Source organism: Paractinoplanes hotanensis (assembly GCF_023717965.1).
Classification (GTDB): domain Bacteria; phylum Actinomycetota; class Actinomycetes; order Mycobacteriales; family Micromonosporaceae; genus Actinoplanes; species Actinoplanes polyasparticus.
The window spans coordinates 116,529-129,141 of the sequence record NZ_JAMQOL010000040.1 but is presented as its reverse complement, the minus strand read 5'-3'; the positions used below and the strand labels follow the sequence as shown (position 1 = coordinate 129,141).

At 73.6% G+C, this 12,613-nt stretch carries 11 protein-coding genes; 8 read left to right on the top strand and 3 right to left on the bottom strand.

Annotation, left to right across the window (positions count from 1 at the left end):
- Nucleotides 1-23: 23 nt before the first annotated feature.
- The 3 genes from LXN57_RS28105 to LXN57_RS28095 are packed head-to-tail and all read right to left on the bottom strand — an operon-like array spanning nt 24 to nt 2,352.
- Nucleotides 24-773 carry an alpha/beta hydrolase gene (locus LXN57_RS28105; RefSeq protein ID WP_251801225.1) on the bottom strand — a complete coding sequence of 250 codons (750 nt, stop codon included), beginning with the start codon at nt 771-773 and terminating at the stop codon, nt 24-26.
- A gap of 11 nt (nt 774-784) precedes the next feature.
- Nucleotides 785-1,528 (bottom strand): sulfotransferase family protein, encoded by a 744-nt coding sequence (locus LXN57_RS28100; protein WP_251801224.1) that lies wholly within the window; start codon nt 1,526-1,528, stop codon nt 785-787.
- On the bottom strand, nt 1,525-2,352 hold the full coding sequence (locus tag LXN57_RS28095; protein WP_251801223.1) for an inositol monophosphatase family protein: 828 nt from the start codon (nt 2,350-2,352) through the stop codon (nt 1,525-1,527). Before LXN57_RS28095 ends, LXN57_RS28100 begins: the two co-directional genes overlap by 4 nt.
- Nucleotides 2,353-2,532: 180 nt before the next feature.
- Between LXN57_RS28095 and LXN57_RS28090 the strand changes: the two genes are divergently transcribed.
- From LXN57_RS28090 to LXN57_RS28055, 8 genes are all read left to right on the top strand, one after another.
- Nucleotides 2,533-3,903: an aspartate aminotransferase family protein gene (locus LXN57_RS28090; protein ID WP_251801222.1), complete on the top strand. Its 1,371-nt coding sequence runs from the start codon at nt 2,533-2,535 to the stop codon at nt 3,901-3,903.
- On the top strand, nt 3,900-4,934 hold the full coding sequence (locus tag LXN57_RS28085; protein ID WP_251801221.1) for a Gfo/Idh/MocA family protein: 1,035 nt from the start codon (nt 3,900-3,902) through the stop codon (nt 4,932-4,934). The genes LXN57_RS28090 and LXN57_RS28085 overlap by 4 nt, the downstream gene beginning before the upstream one ends.
- The gene (locus tag LXN57_RS28080) at nt 4,931-6,085 is read left to right on the top strand and encodes a hypothetical protein (RefSeq protein ID WP_251801220.1); all 1,155 of its coding nucleotides are present in this window, start codon (nt 4,931-4,933) and stop codon (nt 6,083-6,085) included. The genes LXN57_RS28085 and LXN57_RS28080 overlap by 4 nt, the downstream gene beginning before the upstream one ends.
- A gap of 115 nt (nt 6,086-6,200) precedes the next feature.
- A complete protein-coding gene (locus tag LXN57_RS28075) occupies nt 6,201-7,982 on the top strand; it encodes a fatty acyl-AMP ligase (protein ID WP_251801219.1) in 1,782 nt (593 codons plus the stop codon).
- A gap of 1 nt (nt 7,983) precedes the next feature.
- Entirely contained in the window at nt 7,984-9,705 is a 1,722-nt protein-coding gene (locus LXN57_RS28070) for an acyl-CoA dehydrogenase family protein (protein WP_251801218.1), read from the top strand.
- Entirely contained in the window at nt 9,705-11,417 is a 1,713-nt protein-coding gene (locus LXN57_RS28065; RefSeq protein WP_251801217.1) for an acyl-CoA dehydrogenase family protein, read from the top strand. The genes LXN57_RS28070 and LXN57_RS28065 overlap by 1 nt, the downstream gene beginning before the upstream one ends.
- Complete coding sequence (locus LXN57_RS28060) at nt 11,414-11,686, top strand: acyl carrier protein (RefSeq protein ID WP_251801216.1); 273 nt, start codon at nt 11,414-11,416, stop codon at nt 11,684-11,686. Before LXN57_RS28065 ends, LXN57_RS28060 begins: the two co-directional genes overlap by 4 nt.
- A complete protein-coding gene (locus tag LXN57_RS28055; RefSeq protein ID WP_251801215.1) occupies nt 11,683-12,612 on the top strand; it encodes a 3-oxoacyl-[acyl-carrier-protein] synthase III C-terminal domain-containing protein in 930 nt (309 codons plus the stop codon). Before LXN57_RS28060 ends, LXN57_RS28055 begins: the two co-directional genes overlap by 4 nt.
- Nucleotide 12,613 lies beyond the last annotated feature (1 nt).

Sequence of the window (12,613 nt, the reverse complement as noted above, 5' to 3'; positions counted from 1 at the left end):
CGTTCCGGACATGGTCCGGCGGCTCATCGTCCGGGCGTCGCCTCGAGCAGGCTGCCGAGGATCTTGCCGAATTCCGGCGAGGCCAGGTAGTTGCGGGCGCCCCGCAGGCGAGGGTCGCAGTCCAGCGACACCCGGTCGGTCACACCGGCCGGGTCGGCCCCGGCCGCGAGCACCAGCGTGTCCTGCACATCGGTGACGTCAACCCAGGTGGTCGCGCCGGCCGGCGCATCGGCGGCGACGGGGTGCGGGGAGCCGAGGGTCACCAGCGCCCGCACGCCGGGCGGCGAGCCGGCCAGAGCGGCGGCGGCCGCGACCCCGCCCAGGCAGTGCCCGATCACGATCTCGGTTTCCGGGGTGAGCGCCGCGCGCACCTCGTCGGCGGCCCGGCGTCCGGCCGGCGCGCCGGCGGCGTACGCCCGGGTCCGGCGCAGCGTGGTGATCAGCTCGTCCGGCGTCATCCCGCAGAAGTAGCGCGACCAGGCCAGCCGGGCCGCCAGCGCCGCCGTAGCGGCCGGCTCGGAGCCCGGTTCGGTGTCGAACGTGGCGGCCTGCCAGCAACGCCGCAACAGCCGGGCCTCGGCGGCCGGATCGCTCCCGGCGGCCGGCTCGCCGCGGCCGGGGGCGTCGAGATTCACCACCGTGGCGTCCGGTCGCCCGGCCGGGTGACCGGCCAGCGCCAGCCCGTCCTGGATCGAGGTGATCCATTCCAGGCGCACCGACGCGTCGGTGCGCGCCGGCCCGCCGGTGCCGTGCACGATGAGCAGCCGGGACATCGGTGCTCCTCTCAGACGAAAGTGGATCGGACGGGCACGTCGTAGCCGTGAGCAGCGATCCGGCCGGCCAGGTCGCCGAGGTCGTCGGCCTCGCCGGGCCCGCTGCGCCACGCCTTCAAATACCGCTCGTCGGCCCCCCGGTCCAGGTCACCGACGTCGAAGCCGGAGCCGATCCCGGCGAAGGCGGCGATCCGGTCCAGCACTGCGGGCGCGTCAGCCATCAGCTCCTCGTACCGGACGGTCAGCAGGTGGTCCAGGTGAGCGGCGTCCGCCGCGGCCAGGTCGTAGGCGTGCAGCCAGTGGAGGACGAGCTCGCGCACCGTCAGCGCCGGCGTCCACTTGCGCGTACTCATCGCCACCGCCACCGGGTGGCGGACGACCAGCACGAACCGGGAACCCGGGAAGAGCCGCCCGAAGAACCGGAAGCGCAGCATGTTGGGCGGTGACTTCTCCAGCGCCGTCGGACGGCCGGGGTCGAGATAGCGCGCCCACTGCTCGCGCAGCAGCCGCGCGGTGGCCGAGGTGGCCAGCGCGTCGTGCTCGGTCATGTGTGCCTCAGCCGTGTACGCGAACCGCCCCGGGCCGCCGTGCTGCTCGTCGTACGGGCAGACGGTCTGCAGGTACTGACCCTCGTCCATCGGGGCGCCGGTCTGCCGGAACCCGGCGACCTGGGGGTTCGTCCCGACCAGCGAGGCCAGCAGGGTGGTGCCGCTGCGGTGCAGTCCGCCCATGAACAGGAACCGCTGATCGTTCACACCTTCTCCTCGAGACAGTCGTGGGACAGGGCGTCGCCCACCGCACGGCCGAGCATCTCGTGCTGCGGCGCCCAGGCGACGAAGGCGCCCTGACGCGTGGTCGGCAGCGGATCGGGATGACTCAGGTAGCCGCCGCCGGTCGCCGTCACGAGCGCCCGCCCGGCCGCGGTGTCCCAGTCGTACACGTCCGCGTTGGCCGCCAGATCGGCTCGGCCCACGGCCACGTAGGCCAGGGCCAGCGCCGACGAGCCCAGCCGCCGGACGTCGGCCGCCGCCGACAGCAGAGCGGCCAGCAGGTCGGTCTCGGCGGCGGCGGGCGGCCGACCGGCGTTGGGTATGTCGCAGAGCACCAGCGGCGGCTGGGCCCGCCCAGCCGGCTGGGCGGGCACCCGCGTGCCGTTCAGGAAGGCCGCGCCGTCCGCCGCGGTGAAGAGCTCGTCGTGCACCGGGTCGTAGACGCACCCGCCGGCCGTGCAGCCGTCGATCCGCAGCCCGATCGACACGCAGAAGAACGGGATGCCCCGGACGAAGTTGAAGGTGCCGTCGATCGGATCGACCGCCCACACCGGACCGTCGTCCCGGCCGGAAACGGGCCCGGCCCCTCGGCCGTCCTCCTCACCGATCACCGTCGCGTGCGGCGCGGCCGCCAGCAGGGCCGCGCGGATCAGCTCCTCGGCCGCCCGGTCGACCTCGGTCACGACGTCGTGGGCGGCGCCTTTCGCGGAAGCCGTGACGGGACCGCGGAACTTGCCCCGGATCAGGCGCCCGGCGTCCACGGCGGCCTGCGCCGCCACGTCGATGAGGTGCTGCACGGAACTGGTCACGGCGCCACGCTAAACCGGGCCCCGGGGCGCCGCGCTGCCCAGACGTCCCAGCCGTCCGGGCATGCCCATTCGTCGGGCCCGATCGAGTCTCCCGATGCGCCGCTTCGGTGTCCAGCATGAACCGAAGCGGCCGGCGGTCGACGCGACCGGCGAATCGGACCGCACCGGAAAGGCGGTGCCATGGCAAACACTCCAGGCGACGGTCAGCGGTTCGGGCGGTCCCCGCACCGGCCGCTCGGCGCTGAGCACTGGGCGGCCGAGCAGGAGGTGATCGGACCCGGCCTGCAGGCCGTGATGCTCTGGTCGCAACTGTGCGTCGAGTCCGCGGCGGGCGCGGTCCTGGTCGATGTGGACGGCAACGAGATCGTCGACTTCCAGGGCGCCGGCGGCGTCAACTCGATCGGCCACGCCCACCCGCGGCTGATCGAGGCCCTCACCGCCGAGCTGGCCACCGCGCCGGCTGGAGCGTTCGGATCGGCCGGTCGCCGGGCCATGGCGAAGTCGCTCCAGGCGTTCCTGCCGCCGCCGCTGGACCGGATCCAGCTCTACAGCGGCGGCACGGAAGCGGTGGAGGCGGCGCTGCGGCTGGCGAAGTCGGTCACCGGCAAACACGAGTTCCTGTCGTTCTGGGGCGGGTTCCACGGCAAGACCCTGGGCAGCCTCGCCCTCACCGCCGGGGCCCGCGCCGGGCTCGGACCGTTGCCATCGGGCTACTTCAGCGCCCCGTACGCCAACTGCTACCACTGCCCGCTCAAGACGACGTTCCCGGGCTGCGGCTTCGCCTGCGTCGAGACGGTGCGGGACACCATCAAGGAGAACTCCACCGGCGCGCTCGCGGCTCTCGTCGTCGAGCCGGTGCAGGGCCGGTCCGGCAACGTGGTGCCGCCACCGGGGTATCTGAACGCCCTGGCCTCGGTGGCCGACGAGTTCGACGCGCTGCTCGTCGTGGACGAGATGATGACGGGCTTCGGCCGCACCGGCGAGTCGTTCGCCTTCATACGCGACGGGGTCAGCCCGGACATCGTCACGGTGGGCAAGGGCATGGGCGCCGGCTACCCCGTGACCGGCGTCATCTCCACCGCCGAGTTGATGTCGGCGGCCCCGTTCTCCGACCCGAGCGCCAGCTCGTCCAGCTTCGGCGCCTTCCCCCTGGCCTGCCGGGCCGTCGCCACCACCACCGACGTGCTGGTCGACGAGGACCTGCCGGCCCGGGTGGCCAAGCTGGGAGCCGAGATGCTGGCCGCGCTGCAGCCCCTGGTCGACGAGTCCCCGCTGGTCGGCGACGTCCGGGGCGCCGGCTTCGCGATCGGCATCGAGCTGGTCGCCGACAAGAGCACCCGCCGGCCGCTGGACCGGGCCGCCTTCAAGCAGACGTTCCTGGCCCTGCTCGACGCCGGCGTGCTGGTCATGACGGGCGGCACCACCCTGCGCCTCTATCCGCCGCTCACGGTGGACCCGGAGCTGGCCGGCGAGGCCGTCGAGATCATCCGCCGCGTGCTGATCGACGGCGCGGCGCCGCAATCAGCGATCGGCATCGAGGAGACGGCATGAGGACAGCCATCATCGGGTTCGGCACCGCCGGGGAGGGCCGGCTGCACGCCTACCGGACGATCCCCGGCGCCCGGGTGGCCGCGGTGCTGGACCCGTCACCGCAGCGCCGCGCCCGGGCCCGGCAGATCGACCCCACCGTGGCCACCTATGCCGGCCTGCCCGAGCTGCTGGCGGCCGAGCCGGTCGACGCCGTCGACATCTGCACACCGCCGCTGTACCACGTCGACCTCGAGCGGGCCGCGCTCACCGCGGGCCTGCACGTGATCTGCGAGAAGCCGGTCGCCGTGCACACCGACGAGGCGCTCGAGCTGGTCGCGCTCGCGCGGCAGCAGGAACGACTGCTCTATCCGGCCCACAACTACGGCTTCTCGCCGATGATGCGGGTGCTGACCGGGGCCGTGACGAACGGGCGGATCGGGCCCCCGTCGCACGCCGTGTTCCGGATCGCCCGGGACTCGCACGCACGGGGAGTGCCGGGGTGGCAGCCGGACTGGCGCCGGGACATCTCGGTGGCCCGCGGCGGCATCATGCTCGACCACGGGACGCACTGCGCGTACATGGCAACCCAGCTCTTCGGCGAAGCGCCGCGGACGGTTGCCTGCGTCGCGCAGTGGGCCGACGACGACGCGGCCGGCGGTATGGACGTCGCGGCGCGGATCCTGCTGGAGTTCGACGGCGACCGGCGGTGCGAGATCGACCTGAGCTGGGTCAGCGGCACCCGCTCCAACCGCTACCGGGTGACCGGCCCGCACGGCACGGCCGACGTGCACGACGGCCTGGCCGAGGTGCGTTCGGTGCACGGCGCCGAGCGGACCGATCTCACTCCGCCAACCCGCGACCAGACCCACCAGGAGTGGTTCGGCGGCATGTTCGCCGACTTCGCCGGCCTGGTCGCCGCGGGCACAGGCTGGGACCGGCCGATGCGTGAGGTGATCACGACGACGGCTCTGATCGAGGCCGCGTACCGGTCGGCCGCCCTGGGTGGCGAACCCGTCGTCCCGGCCGGCCGGGTCACCGCGGAAGCGCAGTGACCTCCGCCGAGATCCGGCTGAGCGTAGCGATCATGCACCACCCGCGGCGGCGGGAGCGTATCCCGCCGCTGGTGCGCGACTGCGCCCCGCTGACGGCCCGGGTCGTCACCGATCCCGACCCGGACGGTGTGCCCAGCCCGCTGCGGACCGCGAAAGTGGCCTGGCGCTCCATTCAGGACGGAGCCACCCACCACCTGGTGCTGCAGGACGACATCGTGCTGGTCCAGGGCTTCGCCACCCAGCTGCACCGCGCCATCACCGCCCGTCCGGAGCACGGCATCTCGCTCTACTCGCACTGGGACAGTCCGCAGAACTCGTACCTGATCCGGCGGGCGGCGATCGCCGGGTGGTCGTTCGCGCCGCTCTCCCGGTCCGAGTGGACGCCCACCCAGGGCTTCGTCCTGCCCGTGGCGGTCGCGCGGGACCTCGCCGACTTCCTGGACGGGATCCCGGACGAGGTCAAGGACGACGACGAGATGGTGGTCCGGTTCTGCCGGGAGTCCGGCATCCCGGTCGTCGGCACCGTGCCGCACCTGGTCGACCACCGGTTCGATCCGACCATCGTCGGGCACCCGGGCCGGTTCCACGCCACCGTCTTCCTGCCCGCCCCGGCCCTGTCGGCCGAGTACTGGCAGTTCAGCCCGAGTGCCGAGGCCGCCCTGAGCCGCCGCGTCCAACCGGACGAGCAGATGGCCTACACCGTGCAGATGCACCGCAGCCGGTGCCTGCTGCGCCCGCTGCGGCCCGGCACCGGGGAACCGGTCGAGCACGGCTTCGGCTGGTACTGGGCCGACCACTGCGGCCTGGTCGGGGTGACCGTCAGCGACGTGCTCGACGGCTTCGAGCACCTCTTCGAGACCCAGGACCTGTTGCCCGCCCTGCACTGGCGGATCGCCCTCGAGGTGTGGGCGGCGGGCTACCTGCTGGGCGCGGACGCGGTGACGGTGCGCCGCGTCGAGGCCGCCGGGATCTGGCCGCCGGCCACCGTGGGCGCCGGCCTCGCGCAGGCCGTGATGACCAGCTGGATCGCCTCGGGCCTGGCCGAACTGGACGCGGCTCGGCTGGCCGGTGACGAGGGGGCGGCGCTGGTCGCGGTCGGTCTGGCCGGTGTGGCCCAGGGCTGGCTCAGCGGCTGGCAGGAGACGTCATGACGAATCGGCATACCCGTCCGGGTAGCCCAACTGCCCGCTCCATCGAGTCTTATGCACCGCCCGGACCCGGCGCGACGCTGATCCGGCACGCCACCGACCTGCGGGGGAACGCCTGATGTCCGACCACGAGACCTTTGTCGACCTGATTCAGCACCGCGCGGCCTCGCACCCCGGCCGGCCGGCGCTGATCTTCGACCCGGACCCGGCGCTGAGCGACGGCCCGGTACGGACCGTGACCTGGGCCGACCTGGCCGCCCGGGCCCGGCAGATCGCCACCCTGCTGGCCGGCCCGGTGCGTGCCGGCGATCGGGTGCTGGTGCTGAACGAGCCCGGCACGGCCTTCGCCGAGAACTTTCTGGGCGTCCAGCACGCCGGGGCCGTCCCCGTTCCCGCGCCGCTGCCGGACGGGTACCGCCGCCAGCGCGACCGGCTGGCCGGCATCGCCCGCAACGCGCAGGTCGCGGCGATCCTCACCGACGCCGCCGCGCTCGACGTGGTCCGCGCCTGGGCGGCCGAGTCCGCGCTGGCTGACGTGCCCTGCCTGGCCTTCGACGAGGTCGCCCTGGACCCGGCGGCGGAGTGGGAGCGCCCGCCGATCGACGGCTCCACGATCGCGTTCCTGCAGTACACCTCCGGATCCACCAGCACGCCCAAGGGCGTCGTGGTGGACCACGCGAACCTCCGGCACAACCTGCGGACCTTCCACGAGATCCTCGGCGGCGGAGAGGGCGAGCGGGTCGGCGGCTGGCTGCCGATGTACCACGACTTCGGCCTCATCGGGCAGTTGCTCGCCCCGCTGTCCGTGGGCGGTTGCAGCGTGGGAATGTCAGCGACGGCCTTCCTCAAGCGCCCGCACACCTGGCTGCGGTTGATCGACCGGCACGACATCCGGATCTCCCCCGCCCCCAACTTCGCGTACGACCTGTGCACCCGCCGGGTCACCGACGACCAGATCGCCGGTCTCGACCTGTCCCGGTGGGCGCAGGCGGTCAACGGCTCCGAGCCGGTGCAGGCGACCACCCTGGCCGCGTTCGCCCACCGCTTCGCCGGGGCGGGCCTGCGCCCGGAGGCGCTGTGCCCGGGCTACGGCATGGCCGAGGCGACCCTCAGCGTGAGCGGCGCCGCCGAGGACCGTCCGCCGGTGGTCACCACGGTCGACGCTGACCTGCTCGAGCGCGACACGATGGTCCCGGTCGACGCCGCCCACGAGGGCCCGGTACGGCACCTGGTGAGCAGTGGCGGCGCCCCGGCCGGCATCGACATCCGGATCGTCCACCCGGTCACCCGGCGACCGCAGCCGGCCGACCGGATCGGCGAGATCTGGCTCCGCAGCGACAGCGTGGCCCGGGGCTACTGGGCTGACCCGGCCGCCACCGCCGAGGTCTTCGACAACGCACTGGCCGACGGCGAGGGCGGGTTCCTGCGAACCGGGGACCTGGGGCTGCTGCGGGACGGCGAGCTCTACGTCACGGGCCGGATCAAGGAACTGTTGATCGTGAACGGCCGCAACCTCTACCCGCACGACATCGAGGCCGCCGTCCGCACGGTGGACGACCGGTTGTCCCGCGGTGTCGGGGCGGCCTTCACCGTCGAGACGCCGCACGAGGAACTGGTCGTGGTGCAGGAATGCCGGGCGCGGTCGATGGACCCGTCGGCCCGGTCCGAAATCGTCACCGCCGTCCGGCGCCTGCTCTCCACGGAGTTCGGGGTCGGCGCGGCCAGCGTGGTGCTGGTCCGCCCGGGGGCGGTCCCCCGGACCACCAGCGGCAAGATCCAGCGCGGCCTGGCCCGGATGCTCTTTCTCAGCGAGACCCTCGGCACCGAGCACGAGCAGCTCACCGCGGCCGTCCGCGATGCCCGCGCGGGGCGCCGGGCCGACGACCGGGTCCGGTCCTGAGATGGCCGCACCGGCTCTGCCGCTCGCCGCGACCGCCGCGCGGCACTTCGAGGAACTGCTCGGTGACCCGGCGGACGCGGGGGTCGTCTTCAACCACGCCCGGGTCGCCGCCGCGGACGAGACGGAGACCTTCCCCGTCGAGATCTGGGCCGAGCTGGACCGCCTCGGGCTGCCGGCCCACTACGTGCCGGCGGCCTACGGCGGCGAGCTGCGCGGCTTCGACACCCTGGTCCAGGTTCTGCGCGCGGTCGCTCGCCGGGACCTGACGACGGCCGTCGGACACGCCAAGACCTTCCTGGGCTGCGCCTCGGTCTGGGCCCGGGCGCCGCGCGGCGAGGCGGACACGGCCCAGGCTCTCCGGCTCGCCGGCACCGTGCTGGCCGGGACCCCGGTCTGCTGGGCCCTCACCGAGCCGGATCACGGGAGCGACCTGATGGGCGGCGAGGTGACCGCGGTCCGGCACGCGGCCGGCTACCGGCTCAACGGGACGAAATGGCTGATCAACAACGCCACCCGGGCCGGCGTGGTGTGCGTGCTCGCCCGCACCGACCCGGACGGCGGACCCCGCGGGTTCACCGTCCTGCTGGCCGACAAGCGGGATCTGCCGGTGGACACCTACCGGTGCCTGCCCCGGGAGTCGACCCACGGTATCCGCGGCGCCGACATCAGCGGCATCTCCTTCCTGGACGCCCCGGTGCCGGCGACCGAGCTCGTCGGCGCCCCGGGCTCGGGCCTGGAGACGGTGCTGCGAGCGTTGCAGCTGACGCGGACCGCCTGCACGGCGCTTTCGCTGGGCGCGGCCGACCACGCGCTCGCGCTGGTCCGGCAGTACCTGGCCGAGCGCCGGCTCTACGGGCGGCGACTGGCCGACGTGCCCGTTCTGCGGCGCGCCGTGGGCCGGCTCCACGCGATGCACTTCCTGGCCGAAGCCGTGACCGCCGTGGCCACCCGGGCGGTGACCGTGGAGACCGAGCAGATGAGCGTGCTCGCCCCGGTGGTCAAGGCCTTCGTGCCGACCCTGACCGACCAGTTGCTCCAGGGCTGCGGCGAGCAGCTCGGCGCCCGCGCCTTTCTCACCGGGATCCCCGGCTACGGCCGCTTCCAGAAGATCGAGCGGGACCACCGGATCGTCGGCATCTTCGACGGCAGCACGCCGGTCAACCGGAACGCCGTGATCAACCAGTTCCCACAGCTGGCCCGGGCCTGGTCCGGCGCCCCGGCCGACGTGTCGCGCCTGCGTCCGCTGGCCCGGCTGGACCTCCCCGTGCCGGAACTGGACCCCGGCCGGCTCACGCTGGCCGGCCGCGGCGGTTGCCTGCCCCTGCTCGGGCTGGCCGCGGCGGTGGCGGCGGTCGACGCCGCCGGCGGGCCCGTGACGCCCGCTCGGGCCCTGCTCGACGCGACCGGCCGGATTCATGCGGAACTGGCCGCCCACCGCCCGGCGGCGCACGACGTGGAGCCGGCCGCGTACGACCTGGCCCGCCGGTTCGAGCTCTGCGTGGCCGGCGCCGCCGCCGTGCACCTGTGGCTGCACAACCACGATCGGGCCGGCGCCGACCCGCTGTGGGAAGACGGTCTGTGGCTCGAGGCGGCACTCACATTCGTCCTGCACCAGCTGGGAGCCGGGCCGGCCGGCGCCACGGTCTACGACCGGGTGTTCGCCGCGCTGCCCGGCGACCGTCGCCCGTCCGTGCTGGACCTCGATCTCGCCGAGGAGGCGTGATGAGCACCGAGCCGGACGTGGAACGTCGCTTCGGCGACCCGTGGGACCCGGCCAATCCGCTGGGCCACCGGGCGGTGCTCGCCGCCGACGAGCGCTCGGAGATGTTCGCCGACGGCGAGCGGATGCTCGACGACTTCGGCCTCAACGCCGAGTTCGTGCCGGTCGGCCTGGGCGGCCGGATGACCGGCCTGGACCGGCTGATCCAGGTGATGCGCTCGGTGTTCCGGCACGACCCCTGCCTGGGTCTCGGCTATGGCGCCAGCTCGTTCATCGCCTCGGTGAACGTGTGGGCGGGCGGCGACTCGGCTCAGCAGCGCCGGCTCTCCGAGCTGCTGCTCGCGGGGCAGAAGGTGGCCTCGGTCTATCACGAGCTGGCGCACGGCAACGACTTCGCCCGGGTCGACTTCCGGGCCGACCCCGGCCGGCCGGACGAGCTGCTGCTCACCGGGCGCAAAGAGGTGGTGACCAACGCCCGGCGGAGCAGCGCGATGGTCATCTTCAGCCGTACCTCCGACGCACCCGGCGGTCGCAGTCACACGCAGCTGTTCGTGGAGAAGGACGCGCTGCCACCGGACGCGCTGCGGTACCTACCCCGCTTCGCCAGCAGCGGGATGCGCGGGGTGCAGCTCGGCGGGATCGAGCTGGACCACTGCCCGGTCGACGCCGGCGTGGCCCTGGGCCCGCCCGGTTCGGCCATGGAGGTCGCTCTGCGGTCGTTCCAGCTGACCCGGACCGGCCTGCCCGCCATGACGCTGGGCGTGCTCGACACCGGCCTGCGCACGGTCATGCGGTTCGGCGAGGACCGGATGCTGCGCGGACGGCCGGTGGCGACCATGCCGGTGGTGCGGTCCGTGCTGGCCGAGTCCTTCGTCGACCTGCTGATCGCCGACTGCCTGGCCACCACCGTGGCGCGGGCGGTCCATCTTCTGCCCGAGGACACCAACGCGTACGCATCGGCAGTCAAGTACGTCGTGTCGGGCCGGGCGATCCACGCCATGGCCCGGCTGGGTGAACTGCTCGGCGCGCAAAGTTACCTGCGGGCCGGCGAGTACGGGATCTTCCAGAAGATGCAGCGCGACCTGGCCCCGGCCGGTTTCGGGCACGCCGCCCGGGTCGCCTGCCTGGCCACCGTGCTCCCGCAGCTGCCCCGGCTGGCCCGGCGATCCTGGGCCACCGGACAGGCGCCGCCGGCCGGTCTCCACGACCCGGACGAGGCGCTTCCGCCGCTGCCGTTCGACCGGCTCCGGATCGCCTCGGCCGCCGATCCCCTGATGTCGCACCTGCTCGCCGCGGCCGAGGCGCTCCCGCCGGGCGCCGGTTCCCCGGTGCGCGAGCTGACCCGCACGTTCGTCGCCGAGCTGGCCCGGTTGCGGACGGCCGCGCTCGCCCTGCGCCCGTCCGACCTGGCCGTCGGCGGCGATCCGGCCGCCCTCGACCTGGCCGCCCGCTACACCACCGTGCTGACCGCGTCGGCCTGTCTCGGTCGATGGCTGGTCGAGCAGCGGCGGCGGCCCGGGACCTTCCTGGCCGACCCGGCCTGGGTGACCGGGGCCCTGCTGCGGCTGGCCGGCGAGCTCGATGGCGTGCCCCGGCCGCTGCCCATGGCGCTGGCCGGCCCGCTCTACGCGGAACTGGCCGGCCGGTACGCCGGCGGCCGGTCCTTCGACCTGTGCAACGGCCCGCTACCCGACAGCCCAAGGAGCCGGAATTGACCACCTTGCCGAACCACCAGGACGCCGGACAGCTCCGCCCCTGGCTGCTGTTGCGGGTCGCCGAGTTCACCGACCGCGACCCGGCCACCATCGACGCCGGCATGCCCCTGGCCGATCTGGGCCTCGACTCGGTGTACGCCCTCGCGCTGTGCGGCGAGATCGAGGACCACCTCGGCGTCCGGCTCGAACCGACGCTCGTCTGGGACCACCCGAGCATCGACGCGCTCACCGCGTACCTGTCTGCCCTGCCGCAGGACACCGGCGCATGACCGCACTCGAAGCGGTTTCCGCCTATCACCCGCCGCAGCGCGTCCCGATCGCCTCGCTGGCCGGCGAGCTGGGCCTGTCGGACACGCAGGTCCGGATGTTCCACCGGTACTACGGCCTGGCCGAAGTCCTGCGCGAGCCGACCGGCACGATCACCGACCTGATGCTGAACGCGGCGGCGAAACTGACCGACCTGCGCGGCCGCGAGCACCAGGTGAAATACGTGGTGCAGGCCCGGACCCTGCAGGCGATCGCCCCGTACCCGGAGGACCCGCTGCACGACGTGGTCGACGCGCTCGGCCTGCGGCACGCCCAGGCGTTCGCGGTAACCCAGCACGCTTGCGCCTCCGGGCTGCTGGCCGTCGAGCTGTGCGGCCGGCTGCTGGCAGAGGACGGCGACCCCGACGCGGTGGCTCTGATCTTCGTCGGGGAGAAGGCGTTCACCCCGTCGGCCCGGATGATCCCGGGCACCGCGCTGATGGGCGAGGGCTGCGCGGCGGTGCTGATCGGCTCGGGCGACCGCGACCGGATGCTCTCGTACGCCTCGGCCACGCACGGCGAATTCAACGCGGGGCTGTCGCTGAGCGCCGAGATGTCCATGGAGTTCCAGCAGCGCTATCCGGACGCGCTGACCGAGGTGATCCTGGCCGCGGTGGCCCGGGCCGGGATCACCGCGGCCGACCTGGCTCTGGTGCTGCCGCACAACGTCAACCGGGTGTCCTGGGTGCGGGTCGCGCGCAAGGCCGGCATCCCGGTGGACCGCCTGTTCCTGGACAACATGCCGGTGACCGGCCACTGCTTCTGTGCGGATTCCTTCCTCAACTACGTGTCGGCGCGGGAGAAAGGCCGGCTCAAGCCCGGCGACCACTACCTGATGGCCGCGGTCGGACTGGGCTCCACCTTCTCCGCGATGGTCTTCGAACACTGAG

Bases quoted from the DNA above. Each gene is read 5' to 3' on its own strand.
- LXN57_RS28105 (WP_251801225.1), bottom strand. From the start codon at position 773: ATGTCCCGGCTGCTCATCGTGCACGGCACCGGCGGGCCGGCGCGCACC.
- LXN57_RS28090 (WP_251801222.1), top strand. From the start codon at position 2,533: ATGGCAAACACTCCAGGCGACGGTCAGCGGTTCGGGCGGTCCCCGCAC.
- LXN57_RS28085 (WP_251801221.1), top strand. From the start codon at position 3,900: ATGAGGACAGCCATCATCGGGTTCGGCACCGCCGGGGAGGGCCGGCTG.
- LXN57_RS28075 (WP_251801219.1), top strand. From the start codon at position 6,201: ATGTCCGACCACGAGACCTTTGTCGACCTGATTCAGCACCGCGCGGCC.
- LXN57_RS28070 (WP_251801218.1), top strand. From the start codon at position 7,984: ATGGCCGCACCGGCTCTGCCGCTCGCCGCGACCGCCGCGCGGCACTTC.
- LXN57_RS28065 (WP_251801217.1), top strand. From the start codon at position 9,705: ATGAGCACCGAGCCGGACGTGGAACGTCGCTTCGGCGACCCGTGGGAC.
- LXN57_RS28055 (WP_251801215.1), top strand. From the start codon at position 11,683: ATGACCGCACTCGAAGCGGTTTCCGCCTATCACCCGCCGCAGCGCGTC.